The 23,980-nt window shown below is 58.2% G+C and carries 16 protein-coding genes and 2 tRNA genes; 8 read left to right on the forward strand and 10 right to left on the reverse strand.

Annotated features, from left to right (window positions below):
• Nucleotides 1–55 precede the first annotated feature (55 nt).
• Together ACQQCD_RS10700 and ACQQCD_RS10705 are read left to right on the forward strand one after the other, a co-directional pair.
• Entirely contained in the window at nucleotides 56–868 is an 813-nt protein-coding gene (locus ACQQCD_RS10700; RefSeq protein WP_430268371.1) for an ABC transporter ATP-binding protein, read from the forward strand.
• Complete coding sequence (locus ACQQCD_RS10705) at nucleotides 868–3,399, forward strand: FtsX-like permease family protein (protein ID WP_430268372.1); 2,532 nt, start codon at nucleotides 868–870, stop codon at nucleotides 3,397–3,399. Before ACQQCD_RS10700 ends, ACQQCD_RS10705 begins: the two co-directional genes overlap by 1 nt.
• A gap of 138 nt (nucleotides 3,400–3,537) precedes the next feature.
• On the opposite strand, the gene ACQQCD_RS10710 is transcribed toward ACQQCD_RS10705, so the two are convergent.
• From ACQQCD_RS10710 to ilvD, 10 genes are all read right to left on the reverse strand, one after another.
• Nucleotides 3,538–4,782, reverse strand: coding sequence for a type II toxin-antitoxin system HipA family toxin (locus tag ACQQCD_RS10710; protein WP_430268373.1), 1,245 nt, complete (start codon nucleotides 4,780–4,782; stop codon nucleotides 3,538–3,540).
• A complete protein-coding gene (locus tag ACQQCD_RS10715; protein WP_430268374.1) occupies nucleotides 4,766–5,110 on the reverse strand; it encodes a helix-turn-helix transcriptional regulator in 345 nt (114 codons plus the stop codon). Before ACQQCD_RS10715 ends, ACQQCD_RS10710 begins: the two co-directional genes overlap by 17 nt.
• Before the next feature lie 124 nt (nucleotides 5,111–5,234).
• Nucleotides 5,235–6,791 (reverse strand): methionine--tRNA ligase, encoded by a 1,557-nt coding sequence (gene metG / locus ACQQCD_RS10720; RefSeq protein ID WP_430268375.1) that lies wholly within the window; start codon nucleotides 6,789–6,791, stop codon nucleotides 5,235–5,237.
• Nucleotides 6,792–6,835: 44 nt separating this feature from the next.
• Entirely contained in the window at nucleotides 6,836–7,588 is a 753-nt protein-coding gene (locus tag ACQQCD_RS10725; protein WP_430268411.1) for an ABC transporter ATP-binding protein, read from the reverse strand.
• Nucleotides 7,589–7,665: 77 nt separating this feature from the next.
• Complete coding sequence (locus tag ACQQCD_RS10730; protein ID WP_430268376.1) at nucleotides 7,666–10,554, reverse strand: FtsX-like permease family protein; 2,889 nt, start codon at nucleotides 10,552–10,554, stop codon at nucleotides 7,666–7,668.
• 188 nt (nucleotides 10,555–10,742) lie between these two features.
• Complete coding sequence (serA, locus tag ACQQCD_RS10735; RefSeq protein WP_430268377.1) at nucleotides 10,743–12,338, reverse strand: phosphoglycerate dehydrogenase; 1,596 nt, start codon at nucleotides 12,336–12,338, stop codon at nucleotides 10,743–10,745.
• A gap of 203 nt (nucleotides 12,339–12,541) precedes the next feature.
• Complete coding sequence (gene ilvC / locus ACQQCD_RS10740; RefSeq protein WP_430268378.1) at nucleotides 12,542–13,567, reverse strand: ketol-acid reductoisomerase; 1,026 nt, start codon at nucleotides 13,565–13,567, stop codon at nucleotides 12,542–12,544.
• 76 nt (nucleotides 13,568–13,643) lie between these two features.
• Nucleotides 13,644–14,156 carry an acetolactate synthase small subunit gene (ilvN, locus tag ACQQCD_RS10745; RefSeq protein ID WP_430268379.1) on the reverse strand — a complete coding sequence of 171 codons (513 nt, stop codon included), beginning with the start codon at nucleotides 14,154–14,156 and terminating at the stop codon, nucleotides 13,644–13,646.
• Nucleotides 14,157–14,158: 2 nt separating this feature from the next.
• On the reverse strand, nucleotides 14,159–16,057 hold the full coding sequence (locus tag ACQQCD_RS10750; RefSeq protein WP_430268380.1) for an acetolactate synthase large subunit: 1,899 nt from the start codon (nucleotides 16,055–16,057) through the stop codon (nucleotides 14,159–14,161).
• Between the two features lie 371 nt (nucleotides 16,058–16,428).
• Nucleotides 16,429–18,150, reverse strand: coding sequence for a dihydroxy-acid dehydratase (gene ilvD / locus ACQQCD_RS10755; RefSeq protein WP_430268381.1), 1,722 nt, complete (start codon nucleotides 18,148–18,150; stop codon nucleotides 16,429–16,431).
• Nucleotides 18,151–18,392: 242 nt separating this feature from the next.
• On the opposite strand from ilvD, the gene ACQQCD_RS10760 reads away from it, so the two are divergent.
• The 6 genes from ACQQCD_RS10760 to ACQQCD_RS10785 all read left to right on the forward strand — a co-directional run bounded on the left by ACQQCD_RS10760 (nucleotide 18,393) and on the right by ACQQCD_RS10785 (nucleotide 23,933).
• Entirely contained in the window at nucleotides 18,393–19,526 is a 1,134-nt protein-coding gene (locus ACQQCD_RS10760; protein WP_430268382.1) for a hypothetical protein, read from the forward strand.
• 188 nt (nucleotides 19,527–19,714) lie between these two features.
• Nucleotides 19,715–19,787 (forward strand) — tRNA-Lys (locus tag ACQQCD_RS10765).
• A gap of 158 nt (nucleotides 19,788–19,945) precedes the next feature.
• Nucleotides 19,946–20,422, forward strand: a complete 477-nt coding sequence (gene bcp, locus ACQQCD_RS10770) for a thioredoxin-dependent thiol peroxidase (RefSeq protein ID WP_430268383.1) — start codon at nucleotides 19,946–19,948, stop codon at nucleotides 20,420–20,422.
• A 113-nt stretch (nucleotides 20,423–20,535) separates the two neighbouring features.
• Nucleotides 20,536–20,620 (forward strand) — tRNA-Leu (locus ACQQCD_RS10775).
• Nucleotides 20,621–20,741: 121 nt separating this feature from the next.
• Nucleotides 20,742–22,358 (forward strand): ABC transporter substrate-binding protein, encoded by a 1,617-nt coding sequence (locus ACQQCD_RS10780; RefSeq protein ID WP_430268384.1) that lies wholly within the window; start codon nucleotides 20,742–20,744, stop codon nucleotides 22,356–22,358.
• 78 nt (nucleotides 22,359–22,436) lie between these two features.
• Nucleotides 22,437–23,933, forward strand: a complete 1,497-nt coding sequence (locus ACQQCD_RS10785) for a malate:quinone oxidoreductase (RefSeq protein WP_430268385.1) — start codon at nucleotides 22,437–22,439, stop codon at nucleotides 23,931–23,933.
• Nucleotides 23,934–23,980: the final 47 nt, after the last annotated feature.

The raw sequence follows: 23,980 nt of genomic DNA on the forward strand, positions 1-23,980 counted from the left end.
AGGATCCAGACCACAGCCCGATCCGCTCAAGGGGCCCACAATTTAGCGTTGAAGTATGAACCGCGACCTTGAGTACTCAACTCCACTACCAACGCAGTCCGCATCCCCAGCGGCCGCGCCTAACCCGTCTGAGCTAGGCCCCAACGCACCGGCAGTTGCTGCCATCAACCTCAACAAAAGTTATGGCAGCGGCGATACCCGCGTCCTCGCCCTCAAAAACGTCAACGTCAGCTTCGAAGCCCGTAAATTCACTGCCATCATGGGGCCGTCAGGCTCGGGCAAATCCACGCTGATGCATTTGCTGGCTGGTTTGGACACGGCTGACTCCGGCTCCGTGGTGCTAGGCGGGACGGACCTCACTACGCTCAATGACGCTCGACTGACCAAGTTGCGCAGGGAAAACATCGGCTTCGTTTTCCAAGCCTTTAATCTTGTCCCCAGCCTCACCGCGGAACAAAACATCACCCTGCCGCTGTCACTAGCCGGTGCCCCTACGGACACAGAGTGGTTCGACTTTGTGGTCACGACTCTGGGTCTGGGCGACCGCCTCAAGCACCGCCCTCACGAGCTCTCCGGCGGTCAGCAGCAGCGTGTTGCAGTGGCCCGCGCGCTACTCACCCGCCCGCAAGTCATCTTCGGCGACGAGCCCACTGGAAACCTCGATTCCCGCTCGGGCGGCGAAGTCCTCGCGCTGATGCGCCGCAGCACCCAAGAGCTGGGCCAGACCATCATTATGGTCACCCACGATCCAGTGGCAGCCAGCTACGCCGACCGTGTGGTGTTAATGTCCGACGGCGAATTGGTAGGTCAAATTCAAGACCCCACCAGCGATTCAGTCTTGTCCGCCCTAGCCCGGTTGGGTGCCTGATGCTCCAGATAGCGCTCTCCCAATTGCGTTCCAACGCACGCCGATTCATCGCCGTCGGCTTGGCGATTATGTTGGCTGTGGCATTCTTGGCCACCACGCTGATGGTAAATGCGAGCACCAAAGCCTCCCTCACTGCGAGCGTTGGCGAGTCCTACCGGAAAGCGTCATTGGTGGTAACGCCCTCAAGCAGCACACCGCTGCCAGATTCCGCCGTAGCTGCCGCACTGGCGGTTCCTGGTATTGAAGCTGCGTATGGCCAGCAGCAGCTCGCCACCGAGATGGTGCTGGACGGCGCAGTAACAAGTACTTCCGGAACCGTACTGGCGATGGTGCGTAACGCCGCCCCACCCGGGCTCGAATCTGCACGGCTCGCGTCCGGCTCCATGCCACGCGGTGGTGCCGAGATTGCCGTTGATGCCAAAACTGCGTCCCGCTACGGCATAGCTCTGGGCAGCACCGTGCACTTGCGTCAGAAAGGAATCGACTCAACACTTGCGGTGAAGGTCACCGGAACGCTGAAACCCCAAGCTGATCCCTTCTCCGCTGGGGCCTCGTCAGTAGTGGCCGCCCAAACTGTGCTGAATACCATTGCCAATGGCATTGCCGTCCCGATCTCCACCCTTCAAGTGCAGGCCGCGGCTGAAACGGTCTCAGACAGCGTGCGCGGACCACTCACCGCAGCCCTAGCAAAAGCCGGCGCTGCGGGAGCCGCTATCACCACACCTGAGCAACTAGCCATTAACCAAGTGAAAGCCATGAGCGGCGGAGAAGATCAACTGACCATTATCTTGTTGGCATTCGCCGTGGTGGCCATGGTGGTTGCGGCCCTAGTAGTGAGCAATACGTTCTCAGTCCTCATCGCCCAACGCACGCGTGAACTGGCACTCTTGAGATGCCTGGGGGCGCAGAAGAACCAAATCCGAGCTTCCGTTTTGGTGGAGGCCACGGTAGTTGGGCTGATCTCCTCGATCCTGGGAGTTCTTGCCGGGACCGGACTGATGGCCGCATTGATTGCCTGGGCCAAAACTGATCCTGAGCGAAGCTTCGCTACCTTGGCCGTACCGCCGTCGGCAGTTATCGCCGGGTTGGCTACCGGGACGTTGATGGCCGTTATGGCGGCGCTGATTCCGGCCCGCGCAGCCACAGCTGTTGCACCGCTTGCAGCCCTGCGCCCGGCTGACGCACCCAGCATTGGGAACCGGGCAGGTAGGTTCCGGCTTGGACTTGGAATCCTGTTGCTCGTGATCGGTGTGCCACTGCTGGTCTTCGGGGCTGTGATGAACACACTGCTCATTGCACTACCCGGCGGGATCTTCAGCTTCTTAGGAATCCTGCTGTGCAGCACACTCATTGTGCCGCGACTCGTCTCCGCCGTTGGTGTGTTGGTCCGGCCCACGGGTGTTCCCGGCCGGCTCGCCGCGCTGAACTCCATCCGCAACCCGGGCAGGACAACGTCCACCGCAACGGCTTTGCTGATTGGCGTCACGCTGGTAACCATGATGATGTCCGGGGCTGCGTCCTCACGTGAAGCTTTCAGTTCGGTGTTGTCCCAGAACTACCCGGTAGACATGGCGGTTCAGCCAAGTGGCAAGGCCTACACAACTGCTCAGGCAGATGCGGTGGCGAAGCTGGACGGTGTGGCAAGTGTCGGCGTCGTTCATGGTGCAGGTGTTGGCACCCAGGCCGGCGCGCAGTTCCGCGTGTGGAGTATGTCTGACGCCGATGCCGCCGCGGTCTTGCGGGACAAAACGCTTGTGGTGGCTGCCGGAACCATCCTGCTGCCCGAAGGATCCGCGCCTGATCCTGTTGTGGTGGAGGGACCTGGCGGTTCTGTCACGCTGAAGGCCGTGGTGCTCAAAAGCCGGCAGATTGATCCGATGATTCAAGCCTCGGATGCCGCGAAAATTGCCAGCACGGGCACGGGCGCTGGGGTTCCACCGGTCAAGGCTGAACCCTCCGCTATTGCCGAGACCGCGAACAAATCGATGCTGTGGCTCGAGCTGAGCGATTCGCTGTCCACGGACCAAATGCGTGAGGTCCAATCCTCGGTGGCTTCAACCCTGAAGGTCTCCGATTCGCTGGTCTCCGGCGCTGCCCTGGAGCGGGCAACGTTCAACCAGATCATCGACGTCCTACTGCTGGTGGTCACTGCTTTGCTGGCCGTGGCGGTGGTGATTGCACTGATCGGTGTTGCCAACACACTCTCACTTTCGGTCCTTGAGCGAACGCGAGAGAACTCGCTACTGCGGGCCCTTGGCCTTACTCGCGGGCAGTTGCGAGCCATGTTGGCCCTGGAAGGGGTGCTGATTGCCGGGGTTGCCGCCCTGCTCGGAACCGTGCTGGGAGTGACGTTCGGCTGGCTTGGTGCCAAATCGGCGCTGGGCGCCCTCGGTGCCGTGCCGCTGATGATTCCGGTGTGGCAACTGCTCGCGGTGATTGGTGTGGCCCTCGGTGCCGCACTGCTCGCGAGTGTGATTCCCGCGCGTCGTGCTTCACGGCTGTCCCCGGTGGCCGGGCTGGCCACGCTCTAACCGCCTCTGTTGGTAGCCGGTCTTGGGTTTCCCACCCGAGGCCGGCTACTTGGCGTTTTTCCGGAGTCTGTCTGGGAGAAATTGAAGAATTATCGCCAGTGAGAACAGGCTCTCCGGCCTAGCCCACGCTGAGCAGGATCACCGATCCCGGAAACCGTACAGGGTTCCGGGATTGAGAAATTGTCGCTCCCACAGGAGGCGTTTGTCGGCGCCGGTCAGCAGGCCGAAGTCTGCAGCTTGATCCCAGTACTGCCGGATTGTGTCTTCAATTCGGGCAACGATGCTGTTGGCCTGCTCTCTGGTCAGGTCATAGAGACTGCGGACAGCGATGAGGTCAGCTACGTTATTCCGCCTTGTTCCATTCCTGTCATAGGCGATGGCCTGCGAAGCTGTCTCTCCGCTTCGCCGCATTGGTGACAAATCATAGGCGGGGCTGAGCGTTGCTACAGATCCGTCCCAGAGCGCCGCATGGTTCCGAAGGTGGTCATCAGAGTTGGAGATCAGCATGTTGAAAGCGATGCGTGCGAACAGCTCGTAGGCAGTACCCGCTGGCGCACCGTGGCTGCGTAGTACGTCCAGGAACTCGACATAGCTGCCGCTACGCGCCTGCAGTTCGTCCAAGCCGGTGAGGGTCAGTGCGCTTGCCGCAAGGATGCGCCCTCCCCCTTCCGTTCGGTCAAACCGCTCGACCAGTAGGACAGTCCGGCCCAGAACGCGCTCGACCCGGGTTCGAGCAACGGTGAGCCCGGCTTTCTCGGCCAGGAACATGCCCGCCGCTTCTGCCCCGACCACTGGGAAGTGATCATTGGACGCCGTGAACTTCGCGATGTACTCGCGACCAGAGTCCTCGATTACCGACTTCGGGCGCGCCCCACCCATCGCTGTACCGCTCAGAAGCGCACGCTCGAGTTCGAATGGCAGATCGTCTCCGGCTTCAATCAAGTCTGCCGCATTGAGAAGAGTTTCCAGAGGCGCGGAAGCCGAAGCCCGCGGGATGTAGTCGGTGACTGATCCTTGAAAATCGATGGCACCAAAGCGGTTAGAGCCAGAATTCAAGAGGTATGTTCGTTCATCAAGGTCACCGGTGTCGGCGGTCTCACCTCGGTCACCGGTGACTTTGTACTGAACGACTCGACGGCCCCACGCATCTGGTGATGCGTCGCGCAGAGCACCAGGCAGCCCCATTGAACCAGTTGGCCCGAACGTTTGCTCGGATAGCGGGAGGGTTGGAGCCAGAGAGATAGCGTTGTGGCGCTCGAGGTACCGCCGGCCATAGTCGAAGGAAAACTGACCTGGCCCACGTTCTCGAAGTCGGCCAGCGGGCACCGGCGCCGTCTCCTCGGGCAACCAGACCCACACATAGATGTCAGAAGTCGAGGCCATCGCCGTCGTCCTTTCGCTTCTGGTCCACACGTGCGGGCAACAATGCGAGGCGTTCCTCGCCTCGCCGACGGAGCGCGATAAGTTCGCTGGGGTCCTCGACCCCGAACAATGGGACACCAACGATCGACGCAACGTTTAAGACGTTGCCGATGCTGCTGGCCGCGCTTCCATTCTCGATGGCTGCCAGTGTTTTCCGCGTAATCCCAGCTGCGCCCGCGAGGTGTTCAGCTGTCATACCTCGCGCAGCACGCGCCATCCGAATTTGCTGTCCGAGCACCGTGACCGCATCCTCCGCAGTGCGGGTTAGACCAAGCTCTCGACGTCCCATGGGTAATACTTTACCCCCAAAGATCACTTATGCGTAAACTATTACCCATCTTAAATGAGGACGGGTGCACACTCCCTTTGTATTCCGGAGTATGCACCCTGCCCAGCAAAGTGTAGCGAGAGAGCTATGCCGCCGGCTCTTCGTAACGCGGGAAGATCGGCGCCGGAGCGGGCAACTCAGTGCCTGCAACCAAGGCAGTGTCCAAGGCCGTAAACAACCGAGATTCCTCGGATGCTTGGCCCAAGGTCTCGAGCAGTTTGACCGACGCTGAAGGCATCACCGGCTGGGTCAAAATAGCCACCCGGCGAACCACCTCAAGAGTCACGTACAGCACGGTGTTCATACGCTCGAGGTCAGTCTTGCGCAGAACCCACGGAGCCTGATCAGCGAAGTACGCGTTGGTCTCGCCCAGAACCAGCCAGATGGCCTCAAGGGCACGGCTGAATTCTTGCTTCTCAAAGGCAGCGCGAACTGTTTCCAACAATCCCTGCGCCTGGGCCAAGATCGTATTGTCTGCCTCGGTGAAAGCGCCAGGGACCGGCACTTTACCTTCACAGTTTTTCGCCACCATGGAGAGTGAACGCTGTGCTAGGTTGCCGAAGTTATTGGCCAAGTCGGCGTTCATGCGGCCAACGATTGCCTCGTGATTGTAGTTACCGTCGGCGCCAAAGGGCACCTCACGCAAAAAGAAGTAGCGCACCTGGTCCAGACCATACTGTTCCACAAAGTCCGCCGGGGCCACCACGTTACCCAAAGACTTGGACATCTTTACACCGTTGTTGTGCAAAAAGCCGTGGATCATCACGCGCTTGGGCAGTTCAATCCCGGCACTCATCAAAAAGGCTGGCCAGAAGATCGCGTGGAAGCGCGAAATGTCCTTACCGATCACGTGAACATCGGCTGGCCAGAACTTCTTGAACTTCTCCGAATCAATATCCGGGTAACCCACACCGGTGAGGTAGTTGGTCAGAGCATCAACCCACACGTACATCACGTGCTTGTCATTGCCCGGAACCGGGACGCCCCAGTCAAAAGTGGTACGGCTGATGGAGAGATCTTCAAGCCCGCTCTTGACAAAAGAGATGACCTCGTTGAACCGGCTACGCGGGGCACCAAACTCCGGCTGCTCCTCGTAGAGCGCCAGCAACTTGTCCTGGTAAGCCGAGAGGCGGAAGAAGTAGCTCTCCTCGGCAGTCCACGTCAGTTCGGTGTCGGTTTCCTTGGAATACCTTTTGCCGTCTTCACGCAGCTCGGTCTCGTCTTCACCGTAGTACGCCTCGTCACGGACCGAGTACCATCCCTCGTATTTGTCCAGGTAGATGTCGCCGTTGGCTTCCATCTTCTGCCAAATTGCCTGAGACGCAGCTTTGTGATCGGCATCCGTGGTGCGAATAAACCGGTCGTAGCTGATACCCAGTGCAGCGTGGGTAGCCTTATAAATATCGGCATTACGGTCCACCAGCTCTTGAGGCGTAATGCCTTCTTTTTCAGCAGCCTGGGCAATTTTCATACCGTGCTCGTCGGTCCCGGTCAGGAACATCACCTCATGACCGTCCAAACGCTTGAACCGGGCCATCGCATCGGTGGCGATGTACTCGTAAGCGTGACCGATGTGCGGCACACCATTGGGATAGGTGATGGCCGTGGTGATATAAAACGGGGGCTTTTCTGCGTGCGTCACGTTATGAAGTTACCTTGTTTGCTGGTTCTGCTGATGCGGGAATGCTAAATGAGCTCGGTCATAGTGTCTGCGAGCCGGATCAATTCATGGTCATGCGAGGCCACTAGAACAGAAATTCCGTCCTTAGTGGTGTCCTTCAAAATACCAATAATTTTGTTCGCCGAGGCGCGGTCCAGGCTGGCGGTGGGCTCGTCCACCACCAGAACACGGGTACCCAAAATCAGGGCTCGTGCAATAGCTACACGTTGGCGCTCACCACCGGAAAGTTGCGCGGGGCGGTGACGCATACGCCGGCCCAGGCCCACGAGGTCAAGGAGGTCCTTCGCCATTTCGCGGCGCTGTTCCACTTCCCCATCCGGCACTGCAGGAAGCAGCACGTTCTCCAAGGCGCTCATCCCGTCAATCAAGGCACCGCCCTGATCCACGTAACCAATCAGTTCGCGGCGACGGTCGGCGATCTCGTCGTCGTTCATTGACTCTAGAGGGTCACCCTCCCAGAACACACCACCGCTGTTCGGCACGGTCAGCCCGGCGCTAACGGTGAGAATACTGGTTTTACCGGAACCGCTTCGGCCGGCAACACAGTGCATCTCACCGGCGTGCAGGGTCAGGTTAAAATGTTCGACGACGGTCACCGGCTCAGCGCCGCCACGCTCACCGCCGTAACGGATGGTGATGTCCTGCAACTGCAAGGGTGTGCCGTGATCCTCGGTGCGAATGATGGTGTTTGCCCGCGTCTGCAACGCAGGCTCTACACGAACTTCGGCGGTGGTTTCCGGGGTGGACTGCTCCTGCACGGGGATCTCCTGGGCTGAGTGAGGCGTGGTGGCTACCGGGGTTTGCGGTTGCTGGGGATTCAACGGATCAGTGGTGCTCAACGGACTACCTTTGTGGCGATGGGAACCCAAAGGACCACGGCCAGAAGGCCAGCAACACCGGCCCAGATCGCGGCGTAGGGAGCCAGAAGAAGGCCAACGGCGGCAGCACCCAATGCGCCGATAGGAACGGCGTAGGCACCCACCAGAGCGTTTTCAAAGAAGTGAACCTGCCGGAGCATGTCCGGGTTCCAACCCATCGCTTTGAGAGTACCCAGATAGCCGCGTTTAGCGCTGAGTTCAAAGCGGCCAGTAACGATGGTCAGCAAAAGGCCAACTGCTACACCGGCCACGGCAAGGATGATGCTGGGAACAATCACGCTCGCCAGCGCCACACCGCCCAGGGCACTGGACCCGGCGGCCCGGGGCAAGTCAATCAGGACAGCCACAAGAGCTCCTGCAGCCGCACCAAACACACCCACGGCAAGGGCCAAAGAAACGGTGTTAAAGCGATTGGTTTTAAGCTGCCGGTTGGCGAAGGTCAGGGGCGAATCAACCGTGATCAAGCCGTCCTCACCAGCTACCTCTTGATCAATGTGAGGGCGGTGACGCAACTGCTGAGCGGCAAGGAATGCAGCAACAACGTAAATCACCAAAACGGTGGCGGAGACCAGCACCGTGGCCAGATTCCAGCTCAACAGGCTGAGGATCAGACCAGCGACTGCCAGTGCGGCAGCCCCCACCCCAAACTCTTGCAGAACCCAAGACCGGATCCGTTTTTGGTTCCAACCCATGGCCCGCAAAATGCCAGCTTCACGCCGGCGCAGACGAACATAACTGACGGTGGCAGCTGCGGTCAGCAGGGTGGCACCAATCAGGGTCAAGAACAACAGCGTGAGGTTGGTTGCCGAGAGCGAGGCGGTAACGGCGTCGGCCGCTGACTGACGCACCCATGACTGTTCAACGGTGCCCAAGGGACTTTCCTCGCCGGCGTCGTTCTTGGAGTACCCGGGGACAAAAATACTGACTTCTTCACGGGCGGAACCGGCCACCACAGTGGCTTGAAGGCCCATGCCGCGGATTTGCTGGGCAAGCTTTTCAATCGCCGGACCGGCTTCTTTCCAGCCGCCCTGCGCGGAGGAACGAACACGCACAGCGTCAATCACATCAGCGTTTTCGGTGTATCCACGAGCCGCTGCAAGACCGTAGTAATCGGTGATGGCACCAGCGGACTGGCTCGCCAAACCGGCGGCGCTGAGCGAAGGCTTCAGCTGGGCTTGTTCAACGGTTTTACCTTCAGCATCCTTGGTCAGCGTGTACGGCACGGGATCGTAACCACCCAACGGCAACCGGTTAACGTCACCGGCAGCGGCCTTGACCTGCTCGGGGTCAAAGGTTCCATAAACCATCGGCAATGGGGTGGCTTTGGTGCCACCGGTTGCAAGATCCTTGCGGTAAGAACGCTCCTGGACTGGTGTGCGCTGCGACTGGTCCACAGTGGAGCCGTCCAAACCGGTTTGCGGCAGCCCGTTAACGGTCAACCATTCGCCCGGAACTGCAGACTTTTGCGCACCATCATCGGTGGCAGTGGCAGCCTTGTATAAGGGGGCGCCAGCAAAGTTAGTGCTCCACGTTGCCGGATCATAAAGACCCGCACCAAAGCTTGAAGTGCTGCCAAGCAATTCCGAGTGGTCTGTTCCGCCCGGCCAGTCCAAAACAAAGGGCTCACGCGAAACGAACGGCAAATAGTCCTTATCAAGAGACTTTGTGACGGTACCAATGTCCTTAACCACGTTGCCCGAGTCATCAAGTTGCTCAATCTTAACGTTGTAGTTCAGATCCAGAGACGTACCGGAACGGACAATGAGCGGGATGGCCTGTGAGTCATCGCTGAGCTGCTTGGCCCGAACTGCTGCCTCGTACTGGAACATCATCGGCGCCCAGTACTTCATCCGCTGGCCCAAAAAGTCTGGCCCCTGGTCTAGGTCTTCTTGGCTCATGCCGCTGGACAAGCGCTGTTGAAAGTACCGGCCAATCGAGCCAGCGTTACGGCCATCTGCCGGGGGCGCCTTTTCAAGCGGTGCCAAAAAATCACCAGCGCTGCCCAGCAGAGCGCGCTCGGCAGCAGGATCGACGGCGACCACTGACTCGGTGATTTCCGGCGCCATAGGCAAGGAAATAGAGAGATTAAAGAGGTTGTGTGAGGAGCCGCCTGCGGGGGAAGGGAACTTGATCCCGGACTCCCCTACTGCTGCTTCAATACGAACGCTTTTGCCGCCAGCCGTGTTCTCTTCAACAATCTTTGCTTTGGACAAGGAACCCTCGGCGCTGGTCTTAAAAAGTTCCTTGATTGAAACCCCATCGCCGCTTGTTGCCGAGGCGGTAATCCGGTACTTGGTGGGTGATTCAGGAAGAACAGACTCAGCAGCTGGCCACTTTGAACCATCTACAGCGCCGGGGTTCCCGCTAGTGCGTGAACCTGCCAGGCCCTGGTTAAACCCCAAGTAGTCCATGGCGTCCAAGCGAGGTGTTTCAAGGTTTTGAGTGACTCGAGAGACTAAGGAGATCGGTGCTGCCACGGCGGAGCCGTTAAGCTTGCGGATCTTATCCAGCTGATCAAAGCTGATGCCGCCTTGGCCATTGGCGATGTCCGGCTCCATCAAGGTGCTGGTGTCCTTGCCAGCTTCTGTGCCTGAGGATTCCGTGCCAGTTGCTGGTGTAGCGTCCTGGCCGGATGCCGCCGTATCACTTGCGGTGGGGGCACTCTTAGAATCAACTGGCGCCTGCACCAAAATGTCATAAATGCCGCGCGAATTCTGGTCCACGGTTTTACCCAGAGCCGCCTGCGACTGGCCCTGAACCAGCACAGACAACGCCATAGCTACGATCAAAATGGCCGCGGTCAACAGCAGCACTCGGCTCCTGATGAACCTCTCAACGGCGTTCATGGGACTCCCTGGGACCTGGATTGCGGGCGCACGTGCCAGCGGTCCCCGCGCTTCTTGCCAAGAACGGGGTACTGATATTGCGGTGGTGGTGCAGAACTTATGGCCGGCCTGCCAGCCGTGCCTGAAGAACAGACGCAGCTATTGTAGGCAGACCGGCCACAAGAGTGTTTGTCACAAAACGGTGAAGCTTAGCTTTCGAGGTCCACTTCGCGAACCATCTCGGCCCCAATACCAACCTTGATGGCATCCAGAACCTGCTGAGGAACTGAAGTATCCACCGTGAGCAGAGCCATAACCTGGCCGCCCTCGTTGTGGCGTGCTACCTGCATGCCACCAATGTTGATGTTGTTCATCCCAAAAATGTGGCCGATGGTACCGATCACGCCGGGACGGTCGGTGTAAGCAACAACTACCAAGTGGTCAGTGATGGGAATCTCAACGTCATAACCGTTAACGCTGACCAGCTTTTCAATCTGCTTGGGACCGGTCAAGGTGCCTGCTACAGAAATCTGTGAGCCGTCGCTGAGTGCGCCACGCAAGGTCAAAACGTTGCGGTAATCGTCCACATCGCTACTGGTGATCAGACGTGTGTTGATGCCGCGCTGCTCCGCAATGACCGGCGCGTTGACGTAAGAGACTTGCTCGGAAACAACGTCAGCGAACACACCCTTAAGGGCGGCCAATTCCAAAACCTTGACGTCCAAGGCAGCAATCTCGCCGGCAACTTCAACGTCAATCTGGGTGAGCGAAGCGTGCGTGAGAGCTGTAAAAATACGGCCGAGCTTTTCAATCAACGGGATACCCGGGCGAATATCCTCGGCGATTACACCACCGGCGACGTTAACGGCGTCGGGCACTAGCTCACCGGCCAAAGCGAGACGGACTGACTTGGCAACCGAGATGCCAGCCTTTTCCTGAGCTTCATCGGTAGAAGCACCCAAGTGCGGGGTAACTACAACGTTGTCCAAAGTGAAGAACGGCAAGTCGGTGCTGGGTTCCTTCACAAAAACATCCACCCCAGCGCCAGCAATGCTGCCATCCTGCAAAGCTTCAAAGAGTGCTGCCTCATCCACCAAACCACCACGGGCAACGTTGACCACATAGGCTGTGGACTTCATCTTGGAGAAGGCATCTGCCCCGAGCATACCCACGGTCTCGGGAGTCTTGGGCATGTGGATGGTAACGAAGTCAGACTGCGCCAAGAGCTCATCCAAGGTCACCAGCTTGACGCCGAGCTGCTGAGCCCGGGCCGAGGTGATGTAGGGGTCGTACGCAAGAATCTCCGTGCCAAACCCCTGCAGTCGAGCGGCTACAAGAGCACCAATGCGGCCCAAACCGATGATGCCGATCTTCTTCTCGTAGAGTTCAATACCGGTGTACTTGGAGCGCTTCCACTCACCGTTTTTTAGCGCTGAGCTGGCCTGCGGGATGTGACGTGCCAAGCTCAAAATGTGGCCAACCGTCAGTTCCGCTGCGGAGATGATGTTGGAAGTGGGAGCGTTGACCACCATCACACCAGCCTGGGTTGCGGCCTTGATGTCAACATTGTCCAGGCCAACACCGGCGCGGGCAATTACTTTCAGATTGGGGGCTGCGGCGATGGCCTCAGCGTCCACCTGCGTTGCGGAGCGAACCAGAATGGCGTCAGCGTCCGCAATGGCGGAGAGGAGTTGGGAGCGGTCCGCGCCGTCCGTCTGGCGGATCTCAAAGTCAGGACCCAGGGCCTCAACGGTAGCGGGGGAAAGCTCCTCGGCGAGGAGTACTACGGGTTTGGTGTTAGTCACCGGTGACCTCTTTAGCTCTCTTATTCATGTGGGGTTTTGGTGCAACATTGCCCAAGACAAAGATGCCGGGCCCGGCGAAGCAGGGCCCGGCATCTTTACCGAGTTCGGCGTCGGGAAAAAGCCTAGTTGGCTCTCCCCGGGCAACCTAAATGGCGCCCGAATATTAACCGATCAGTTAACTGCGTTGATGCGTCAGCGTGCGTTTAGCGAGCAGCTGAACCGTCGACGTAGCCCTCGTCAGTCTGCTTCCATGCGAACAGTGCACGGAGTTCGCGACCAACAGATTCGATCGGGTGAGACTCGGCCTTGGCGCGAAGTGCCTTGAACTCCACAGCACCGTTGTCCTGGTCATCGATGAAGCGCTTTGCAAACGCACCGGACTGAATGTCCGCCAAAACTGCCTTCATGTTTTCCTTGACATCCGGAGTGATGACACGCGGGCCGGAAACGTAGTCGCCGTATTCAGCGGTGTCAGAGACGGACCAGCGCTGCTTGGCGATGCCACCTTCCCACATAAGGTCAACGATGAGCTTGAGCTCGTGAAGAACCTCGAAGTAGGCGATCTGCGGCTGGTAGCCAGCTTCAGTCAGGGTTTCGAAACCGTACTGGACCAGCTGGGATACACCACCACAAAGAACTGACTGCTCACCGAACAAGTCGGTTTCAGTCTCTTCGGTGAAGGTGGTCTTGATAACGCCGGCGCGGGTTCCACCGATGGCCTTGGCGTAAGACTTTGCCAAATCCCATGCTGAACCGGAAGCGTCCTGCTCAACAGCGATGATGTCCGGGATACCGCGGCCAGCCTCGAATTCGCGGCGAACCGTGTGTCCCGGAGCCTTCGGAGCGATGAGGATAACGTCAACACCCTCGGGTGCTTCGATGTAACCAAAGCGGATGTTGAAACCGTGTGCGAAGGCCAGTGCCTTGCCCGGGGTCAGCTTGTCCTTGATGGAGTCGTTGTAGATGGCGCACTGGTGCTGATCCGGAGCCAAGATCATAATGACGTCAGCCCACTCGGCTGCATCGGCAACAGATTTGACCGGGAAGCCAGCCTCTTCAGCCTTGGCGATCGACTTCGAACCCTCCTTGAGGGCAATGGCAACCTGAACGCCTGAATCGCGGAGGTTCAATGCGTGGGCGTGGCCCTGAGAACCATAACCAACAATCGCAACCTTGCGCCCCTGGATGATCGAGAGGTCGGCGTCGTCGTCGTAAAACATTTCAGTCACTGGGATGTCTCCTTGGAGTGTTGTATTTCTACTGGTCTGCGTAAATCTTGGTGTTGCTAGGCGCAGCGTATGGCCGCTAGGCCGAACGTAATGCGCGGTCACTCATGGAGCGTGAACCTCGGCCCACGGCCAAGGTGCCGGACTGCACAATTTCGCGGATCCCAAAGGGCTCAAGCACCGAAAGCAGTGCCGTGAGCTTCTCCGGGTGGCCGGTGGCCTCAATAACCAACGAGTCTGTAGACACGTCGACCACTGAAGCGCGGAACAAATCTGCAGCCTGGGTAACTTGCAGACGAGTTGAGGCGTCCGCACGTACCTTGACCAGGATGTGGTCACGTTGCACGGAAGATTCTGAGGTGAGCTCAACGATCTTGATGACGTTGACCAACTTGTTGAGCTGTTTGGTGACCTGTTCGATCAAGTCTCCCTCGGCGTCGACCACTACTGTCATCCGGGAAATCCCGGGAACTTCGGTGGGGCCCACAGCTAGAGAGTTGATGTTAAAGGCGCGCCGAGCGAAGAGGGAAGAAACGCGGGTAAGAACACCTGGTTTGTCTTCTACCAGAACGGAAAGTGTGTGACGGTGCATGGTTAGTCCTCTTCTTCCCATTCCGGGGTCATGTTGCGAGCAACCTGGATCATGTCATTGCTGACGCCGGAGGGGACCATCGGCCACACCATAGCGTTGGGGCTGACCACAAAGTCGATGACCACCGGGCGGTCATTGATCTCGAGGGCCTTTTGGATAGTCGCGTCAATGTCCTCAGGACGCTCGCAACGCAAAGCGGCGCAACCGTAAGCATCAGCCAACTTCACGAAGTCCGGAATGCGCACCGTGTTGTGACCGGTGTTCAAATCCGTGTTGGAATAGCGGCCGTCGTAGAAGAGAGTCTGCCACTGGCGAACCATACCCAGTGAAGAGTTGTTGATGATCGCAACCTTGATGGGGATGTTGTTGATGGCACAAGTGGCCAGTTCCTGATTGGTCATCTGGAAACAACCGTCGCCGTCAATAGCCCACACCACACGGTCCGGGTTACCTACCTTGGCACCCATTGCAGCCGGCACCGAGTAGCCCATGGTGCCAGCCCCACCGGAGTTCAGCCAGGAATGCGGACGCTCATACTTGATGAACTGCGCAGCCCACATTTGGTGCTGCCCAACGCCTGCAACGTAAACCCCATCAGGACCGGTGAGTTCACCAATCCGGGAAATCACGTGCTGCGGAGCCAAGAGGCCATCTTCGGGCTCGGTCCAGCCCAGCGGGTAAGTGTCCTTGAGGTTATTCAGGAACGCCCACCAATTCTCCAAATCCGGAGCGCTGTCGGCTTCATTCTGAGCCCGAACAGCCTCAGTGAGTTCAGGGATGATCTCCTTCACGGAGCCCACAATCGGAACATCAGCAAGACGGTTTTTGGAGATTTCAGCAGGATCAATGTCTGCGTGGATCACCTTTGCATAGGGAGCAAAGGTGGACAGCACACCTGTAACGCGGTCATCAAAGCGAGCACCCAGGGTGATCAACAAGTCTGACTGCTGCAGAGCAGTGACGGCGGAAACCGAACCGTGCATTCCAGGCATACCTACATGCTGAGGGTGCGAATCCGGGAAGGCTCCGCGGGCCATCAGTGTAGTGACCACCGGAGCGCCGGTAACCTCGGCCAGCTCCATAAGTTCCTCGCAAGCGTGGCCCTTCAGCACACCGCCACCTACGTAGAGAACTGGCTTCTTAGCCGCGGCAATCAGCTTCGCTGCTTCACGAACTTGCTTGCTGTGCCCGCGCAATACGGGGCGGTAGCCGGGCAAGTCGATCTTCGGCGGCCATGAGAATGTCATCTGACCCTGCTGGGCATCTTTAGCGATGTCCACTAGGACCGGTCCCGGGCGTCCGGTGGATGCCAAGTGGAAGGCTTCGGCCATCACGTGGGGAATGTCGTTGGGGTCAGTAACCAAGAATGAGTGCTTGGTGATGGGCATGGTGATGCCCACAATGTCGGCTTCTTGGAACGCGTCGGTTCCAATCACGGCACTGGAAACCTGACCAGTGATTGCCACCAATGGAACTGAGTCCATGTGGGCATCCATCACTGCGGTAACGAGGTTGGTGGCGCCTGGGCCGGAGGTGGCGATACAAACGCCCACCCGTCCAGAAACCATGGCGTAACCTTCGGCGGCGTGGCCGGCTCCTTGTTCGTGACGGACCAACACGTGGTTCATGTTGGAAGCCATCAAAGGATCGTAGGTGGGCAGGATCGCGCCACCAGGCAAACCAAAAATGTCGTCCACGCCGAGTTCTTCGAGCGAGCGGACGATTGCCTGAGAACCGGTCATTTGCGTTGGGGGTACAACGTTGTTCGGTCCCAGTACAAGAGAGACGTGGGCAGCGTCGACGACGGGGGTAGCCGTTCGTTCGGACTTTTCCGGAGCCTTTGCAGCTCCAGCGGACTTCGTAGCCATCAGCGTGGGGCTGATGGGCGATCCTTTGCTCATCGGACTCTTCCTTTGTGCATCCACCATGGATGCTGGGTTATTTCTTCGGTGCTGCGGGAACAAAAAAACCCCTCAGCCTTATGGCTCTTCGAGGGGTTGCGCGTGACAGATCGTTTCCAATCGGGCTAAAACGCCACGCGCTTAATAAGGACGACGACGCCGGAAGCGACGGAAACAATCTTGATCATGCGTTTAGTTTTCCCTCTCAGTGAGATGGCTGTCAAAGAGCCAATCAGCCGTCTCACTATATGGACATCATAGTCCACAGATTGGGCACTCCCCTAACCCAACCGGCTCACAATTGTGGCTGCACCCAGCTCAGGGAACAGCCACAACTGCTAGCCAGTCAGGCTAGAGACGCTCAAGGAGAACTAGCCGCAGTAAGCGCCAGTTGATGCGCTGTGCACCAGCTTGGCGTACTTAGCCAAAACACCCTTTGTGAACTTTGCCGGAAGTGGTGCCCAACCAACCTTGCGAGATTCGAGCTCGGCCTCATCAACCAGCAGGTCGAAGCTGCGATTGGCAATGTCCACCCGAATCCGGTCGCCATCCTTGACGAAGGCGATCGGGCCGCCGTCGACAGCTTCTGGTGCAACGTGACCAATGCACAAACCAGTGGTTCCGCCAGAGAAACGGCCATCGGTGAGGAGCAAAACATCCTTCCCCAGTCCGGCACCCTTGATGGCGCCGGTGATGGCCAGCATCTCACGCATGCCCGGTCCACCCTTGGGGCCCTCGTAGCGGATAACTACAACGTCTCCTGCGTGAATTTCGCCGCGGTCCAAAGCGTCAAGGGCGCCCTGTTCACGCTCGAAGACGCGTGCCGAACCTTCGAAGACATCAGCGTCAAAGCCTGCGCTCTTGACAACGGCACCTTCGGGAGCCAACGAACCGTGCAAGATGGTGATGCCACCGGTCTTGTGGATCGGGTTATCAAGGGCGCGCAAGATCTTGCCATCAACGTCCGGTGGGTTGATCGCCGCGAGGTTCTCGGCAACGGTTTTGCCCGTGACGGTGAGGCAATCACCGTGCAGCAGTCCGGCGTCGAGCAGTGCCTTCATAATCACCGGCACACCACCGATCTTGTCTACGTCAGTCATAACGTAGCGGCCGAAGGGCTTCAGGTCGCCCAGGTGCGGGATCTTGTCGCCGATGCGGTTGAAGTCCTCAAGGTTCAGATCAACCTCAGCTTCACGGGCGATAGCTAAAAGGTGCAGAACGGCATTCGTGGAACCGCCAAAGGCCATAGTCACAGCAATTGCGTTTTCAAAAGCTTTTTTGGTCATGATGTCGCGAGCCGTAATGCCCAGGCGCAGCAGGTTCACCACTGCTTCACCGGACTTACGGGCAAATTCATCACGACGGCGGTCAGCCGACGGCGGGGCAGCGGAACCCGGCAGGGACATACCAAGGGCTTCACCAATGCAGGCCATGGTGTTGGCCGTGTACATACCACCACAAGCGCCTTCACCCGGGCAGATGGCCCGTTCAATGCGGTCCAAGTCCCCTCGGCTCATTTTGCCCGCAGCGCAAGCACCCACGGCCTCGAAAGCGTCGATCAGGGTGACTTCTTTTTCCGAGCCATCTTCGAGCTTGACCCAGCCCGGCATGATGGAACCGGCGTAGAGGAACACACTCGCGAGATCTAGGCGCGCGGCGGCCATCAACATACCCGGAAGCGACTTGTCGCAACCGGCCAAAAGGACCGAACCATCAATGCGTTCTGCCTGCATTACGGTTTCCACCGAGTCGGCAATAACTTCACGAGAAACAAGAGAGAAGTGCATTCCCTCGTGGCCCATGGAAATACCGTCGGAGACGGAGATGGTCCCGAACTGCATCGGGAATCCGCCGCCGGCGTGAACGCCTTCCTTGGCACCCTGGGCCAATCGGTTCAGGGACAAGTTGCACGGCGTAATTTCGTTCCACGAACTGGCAACGCCAATCTGTGGTTTGGCGAAGTCGTCGTCACCCATACCAACGGCACGGAACATTCCCCGCGCCGGGGCGGCGTGAATTCCATCGGTGACAACACGGCTACGCGGCTTGATGTCTGGCTTACTGTCTACTGCTGTAGTGCTCTCCTCGCTCATGTCTGAAGTCTATGACTCGAAATACCCGCTAGGTGACCAGCCACCAGCATTGCGGCCCGAATGACGCGAAATTCCCTCAATGTTTCGTCCATATTGTGGACTTGCAACATTCACGGAGCCGCTTTTCAACTTCTGGCGCTTGCCCCGATCCCTGCTGGCGCCCGCTTCCCTAGACACACATCAGTGGCAGAAGTAACGTCGAGGAAACGGCAACCCTGCCAAATGAACAGAAGGGCTCTGTTATGGAGTGGATTATCTGGGTCATCGTCATCATTGTGATCGTCGCCGTCGTCTGGTGGCTGCTGAACAGGAACAAGGGTCAAAGTTCACTGCCGGGCCAAAGCGCTACAAACCAGTCCACCAGCAATCCTCAGGAAACGAGGGCTGACTCTGCGGTGCGCGCCGCATCAGGTCAAACACCAACATCCGACGCCGGTGCCACCGCAGCAGCGGCCGCTGCCGGTGCCGCTCCAATCATCGCGGCCGGGGCAGCTGGCGCTTCCTCGGAGCCTTCCACAGCACCTCCCGCAACACAGAGCGCTCCAGCCGAAGAATCCTTCGCCGTCAACGAGTCCACGGATCCAGCGGATCCAGTTGGGCCCACCACTTCTGCAGAGGCCGAGGCACCCCGTTCTGAAGAGCCTGGTGTTTCAGCAGAGCCTGTATTTACTGAACCTGCACTGGAGGAGCCAGCCTTGGCTGAGCCCCGCGTCTCCGCTCCTGATACCTTCGACACTCCCGTGACTGACGACCCAAGGGATACCGCCGCGGGTGCCGGCAGTGAAACGTACATCGACGCAAGTGCCGCAAAAGTATCCGATCCTGAAGTTGGCATTCCGGACAGCACCGAAGATCAACAACAAGAGATCGATCAGCAGTCCCAGAACGAGGCCGCTGATCGTGAAAAGTGGGAGTCCTCATGGAGCGATTCCACAAGCACCCCCGCGCCGACGCAACAGGATGACTCGGAGGCTACTGCGCCTCAAGGATCTGAAAACCTCAGTTCCGGGAACTCTAGTAGCTATGGCGAAGGCATCACCGAGGAAACTGCCCGCAATTCTGAACCAGTTCACACTCAGTGGGGCCAAGCCGAGCCAGTACAGACCCAGGCCGCTCAGGCTGACCCCGCACCAGCTGAACCCGCTCAGCCGGTGGGCCACTTGGCAGTTGATAAGCCGTACGGAGAGGGGTCCGCATCGCCTAACCCGGACGGCAGTGCTCCGGAGGGCTTCACGGTCAAAGGTGACGCTGGCTCCATGATCTATCACGACGAGTCCAGCCCCTTATACAACGAGGCCGCAGCCGATGTGTGGTTTATCTCAGAGGCTCACGCCGAGGCAGCTGGGTTCCGCGTGCCTCGCCAGGGCCGCCACTAGGGACACTCTCTAAAGTAATTCTGGCAGGAAGTCCTTGAGAATCAGCGGGCGGTTTTGGCCGCCGAAGTTGCACTGAAAGTGCCCGCTGGTTCTCGATTTCACTTTTGAAAAAAACTCCCGTATAGTTTCATGTCGTTGCGAGATCAACGGAGAGAACAAAAAGCCTCTTCAGCCACTTGCAAAGTAATGCACCTCTAGCTCAATTGGCAGAGCAATTGACTCTTAATCAATGGGTTCCGGGTTCAAGTCCCGGGGGGTGCACAGGGATGAGGCTCCCGAACAGTTCAACTGTTCGGGAGCCTTTCTTGTTTTCACGATCGAGTTCTCACGATCAACTCCGCCGAATGGGCAGATAATGTCGTTTTGACGCGGAACTAAGGGACATTATCTACCCACTCGGCAAACAAATGGAGGACCACATGAGCGAACGGCTCACCCCCGGCCAGCAAGCCCCGGACTTCAGCCTGCAGGACTCACATGGCAACACCATCAGCCTCAGCGACTTCCGCGGCAAAAGCACCATCCTGTACTTCTACCCTGCAGCCTCCACCCCAGCCTGCACACAACAAGCATGTGATTTTCAAGACAGCCTCAACACCTTTAGCCACGCCGGCTACAACGTTGTGGGGATTTCCCCCGATGAGGTCAGCGCGCTCATTTCCTTCGCAGCAACGGAAACTCTGAAGTTCCCCTTGCTGGCTGACCCGGATCACGCAGCAGCTCTGGCCTACGGAACGTGGGGTGAAAAGAAAAACTACGGGCGAAGCTACGAAGGGCTCATTCGCAGCACCTTTGTTCTCGACGAAAACGGCGTTATCACCCAGGCGCAGTACAACGTACGGGCCAAAGGACACGTAGCCAAGCTGCAACGGGACCTAAAAATCGCCGAGGTATAGCCCGCCCCAAGGAGGCAAATCTGGCAACTCAAGCACCGCCGTCGAGCCGGTGACAAAGAATCGCTTCAAAGCAGATACACTTGATGCTGGAAACCGCAAGGTAACCAGCACCAGCGCGAGTGGTGAAATTGGCAGACACGCAGGATTTAGGTTCCTGTGCTTTCGGGCGTGTGGGTTCAAGTCCCACCTCGCGCACCAAGAGGCCTCGGCCCAGGACGACTATCCCGTATGAGCGGGGTATGCAAATTCTTGACGGGGTGATGAGCAATTGTCTAAAGCCAGACACCAGCGACTTCTTGCGCGCTTAGGTGTCTGCCTGATGGCAACGACTCTCGCCGCTTGCACGGCGACCCCTACACCGGTACCCACTGAGTCTGGCAGCCAGGCCACATCTGCTAATCCCACAGCAACTTTCAACTTCGGTACAGCAGCTCAACCACTTGGACTGGATCCCGCGCTCACCTCCGACGCGGAAACATACCGTGTGACACGCCAAATCCTTGAAGGACTCCTGGGTGTGGACCAGAACACCGGGAAACCCAGCGCGCTCCTGGCCACCGAATGGTCTGAAGCGGACAACGGATTGAGCTATTCCTTTACTCTGCGTCAAAACGTCAAGTTCCAGGACGGGACGGATTTCAACGCAGCAGCGGTGTGCAGCAACTTTGAACGCTGGTACCACTTCCCGCAATCGCTACGTAAAAGCCATACGGGAATCAGCTTCGGCACCGTATTCAAGGCTTTCTCCGATAAACCCGCAGCATCCACATACAAGGGCTGCACGGTAAAAGACAGCAATCACCTGTCCATCACCTTGAACCAGCGGTTTACTGGATTTTTGCAAGCACTGACCACGCCGGCATTTGCCATCTCCTCCCCCACCGCCTTGGCCGCTGGAAAAGCTGACCAGCCGGTCAAAGCCACAGACGGTACCAGCTACTCCGTCTACGCGCGCCAGCCAGTGGGAACCGGGCCATATACCCTCAAAAAGTGGACTTCCACCGAGGTGAACCTTTCGATCAACGAGGACTATTGGGGCGACAAGGGCCAAATCGGCACTTTGAACTTCATCACCTACGATCGCTCTGAAGCCCGCCTGGCTGCCCTAGAAAGTGGCACAATCGACGGCTACGATCTGGTCACCGTTGACAACTTTCAGCAGCTGGTTAAAGAGGGCAAACAAATCGTTCAGCGCGACCCGTTCTCCGTGATGTACCTCGGAATCAACGAGGCGGTGGAACCCCTAGGCAACTACAAGGTCCGCGAAGCCATTGAGTATGCCATTGATAAAGACACGCTCATCCGCAAATTCTTCATCGATGGGACGGCCAAAGCTTCCCAATTTGTCCCTGCCAAACTTTCCGGTTTTAACTCAAGCGCCACGAGCCTTGGGTACGATCCAGAAAAGGCCAAAACGGCACTCAAAGTCAGTGGCTACAAGAACCAAGAGATCAAGTTCTACTACCCGCTGAACGTTACGCGCGCCTATCTTCCAACGCCGGAAAAAATTTACGCCGAGATCGCTCGCCAGCTGACCGCCGTCGGATTTAACATCAAGCCTGTCCCCGTGGAATGGAGTGACGGCTACGTCCAAAAGGTAACGTCCCCGGGAGACCACGGGCTGCACTTGCTGGGCTGGAACGGCGCATACTCAGACCCGGACAATTTTGTGGCACCACTGTTCGGCGAAACCAACGGCGAATTTGGCTACCCAGGGCCTCAAGTGTTTAGCAAAATTGCCCGCGCCCGCGGCATCAGCGACGGTACCGAACGTCAAGATGCGTACACCTCAATCAACCAGCAGTTGGCCGATGACATCCCCGCGGTGCCCATCGCCTACCCAATTTCAGCCCTAGCGATGTCCAACCGAGTCCTTAGCTACCCGGCGTCGCCAGTGCTGTACGAAGTCTTCACCCAAGTAAAACTAACACAATAAGCCCTGCCGGCAATTTTAGTAAAGAGGTGGCAGGCGATATTCTGCTAAAGCCTTATGCCGCAGCAATCGGAGAACACCGTGACCTTCATTTCCAAGACCGCCAGCGCCGACGTCGTCCTCATTGGAGGCGGCATTATGAGCGCTACTCTTGGCGCGTTCCTCAAACAGCTCGAGCCCTCATGGACTATTGCCATGTACGAACGGCTCGACGAAGCAGGGCTTGAAAGCTCCGGACCCTGGAATAACGCAGGCACCGGGCACTCGGCACTGTGTGAGCTTAACTACAGTCCGCAAGCCAAAGACGGCTCCGTGGATCCTGCTAAAGCTCTCAAGATCAACGAGCAGTTCCAGCTGTCACGCCAGTTCTGGTCTCATTTGGTCAGCAACGGCATGATCGGGGATCCAAAGCGATTCATCCACACGGTGCCTCACATGAGCTTTGTGATCGGTGAGGATCACAGCAACTTCCTCAAGACCCGCTACGAGGCGCTCTCCCCCAACACTTTGTTCCGCAGCATGGAATACAGCGAGGACCCCGCGCAGATCCGTAAGTGGGCTCCGCTGGTCATCAACGGCCGCGATTCCAAGCAGCGCATCGCCGCGACCCGCTCCGCCGAGGGCACCGACGTAGACTTCGGCGCCCTGACCCGCGAGCTGACCACCTACCTCCAGCGTGAAGGCGTTGAGGTCAACTATGGCCACGACGTCACCGGCATTGAGCGCACGGCCGACGGCGGTTGGCAGCTTGGCCTCAAGCACATGCACTCTGGTGAACGCGGCTCAGTCAAGGCTAAGTTTGTGTTTGTTGGTGCCGGTGGTGGCGCTTTGCACCTCCTGCAAGCCTCCGGCATCCCAGAGAGCAAGGGTTTTGGCGGCTTCCCGGTCTCCGGCCAGTTCTTCCGCAGCACCGACGACAGCTTGGCAGAAAAGCACAACGCTAAGGTCTACGGCCAGGCATCCGTTGGCGCACCGCCTATGTCTGTGCCCCACCTGGACACTCGATACGTCAACGGGAAGCGGTCACTCTTGTTCGGCCCCTACGCCGGCTTCTCCACCAACTTCCTCAAGAACGGTTCACTCTGGGACCTGCCCCTGTCCATCCGTCCGAGCAACCTGATTCCTATGCTCGCCGTGGCCAAGGACAACATGGACTTGACCGCCTACCTGATCAAGGAAGTCGCCAAGAACCGTGGTTCCAAGGTTGAGGCGCTCCGCGAATACTTTCCGGAAGCCGAAGCAGACAATTGGGAGCTCATCACCGCAGGTCAGCGTGTGCAGATCATCAAAAAGGATCCCTCCAAGTGCGGCGTCTTGCAGTTCGGTACAGAGGTCATCACCGGTCGCGACGGTTCAATCGGCGCACTCTTGGGTGCCTCGCCGGGAGCATCCACTGCCGTGCCGATCATGATCGAATTGATGCAGCGTTGCTTCCCCAAGCAGTTCAAGGGTTGGGGCGCCAAGCTTCAAGAGATGATGCCCGGTTACGGGGTAACGCTCAACAACAATCCTGAGCTTGCCGAGGAACTGTCCAAGAGCACTGCTCAGACACTGAAACTGGACGATCCCAGCAAATAGCTTGAAACGAACCCCCGCCGGACACCGGCGGGGGTTCGTAGTAGGAC

Source organism: Pseudarthrobacter sp. J1763, from assembly GCF_050490295.1.
GTDB lineage: Bacteria > Actinomycetota > Actinomycetes > Actinomycetales > Micrococcaceae > JBNPEO01.

Coding starts and splice junctions, on each gene's coding strand:
- ACQQCD_RS10700 (WP_430268371.1), top strand. CDS start 56: ATGAACCGCGACCTTGAGTACTCAACTCCACTACCAACGCAGTCCGCA.
- ACQQCD_RS10705 (WP_430268372.1), top strand. CDS start 868: ATGCTCCAGATAGCGCTCTCCCAATTGCGTTCCAACGCACGCCGATTC.
- ACQQCD_RS10710 (WP_430268373.1), bottom strand. CDS start 4,782: ATGGCCTCGACTTCTGACATCTATGTGTGGGTCTGGTTGCCCGAGGAG.
- ACQQCD_RS10715 (WP_430268374.1), bottom strand. CDS start 5,110: ATGGGACGTCGAGAGCTTGGTCTAACCCGCACTGCGGAGGATGCGGTC.
- ACQQCD_RS10730 (WP_430268376.1), bottom strand. CDS start 10,554: ATGAACGCCGTTGAGAGGTTCATCAGGAGCCGAGTGCTGCTGTTGACC.
- ilvN (WP_430268379.1), bottom strand. CDS start 14,156: ATGCACCGTCACACACTTTCCGTTCTGGTAGAAGACAAACCAGGTGTT.
- ACQQCD_RS10750 (WP_430268380.1), bottom strand. CDS start 16,057: ATGAGCAAAGGATCGCCCATCAGCCCCACGCTGATGGCTACGAAGTCC.
- ilvD (WP_430268381.1), bottom strand. CDS start 18,150: ATGAGCGAGGAGAGCACTACAGCAGTAGACAGTAAGCCAGACATCAAG.
- ACQQCD_RS10760 (WP_430268382.1), top strand. CDS start 18,393: ATGGAGTGGATTATCTGGGTCATCGTCATCATTGTGATCGTCGCCGTC.
- bcp (WP_430268383.1), top strand. CDS start 19,946: ATGAGCGAACGGCTCACCCCCGGCCAGCAAGCCCCGGACTTCAGCCTG.
- ACQQCD_RS10780 (WP_430268384.1), top strand. CDS start 20,742: ATGGCAACGACTCTCGCCGCTTGCACGGCGACCCCTACACCGGTACCC.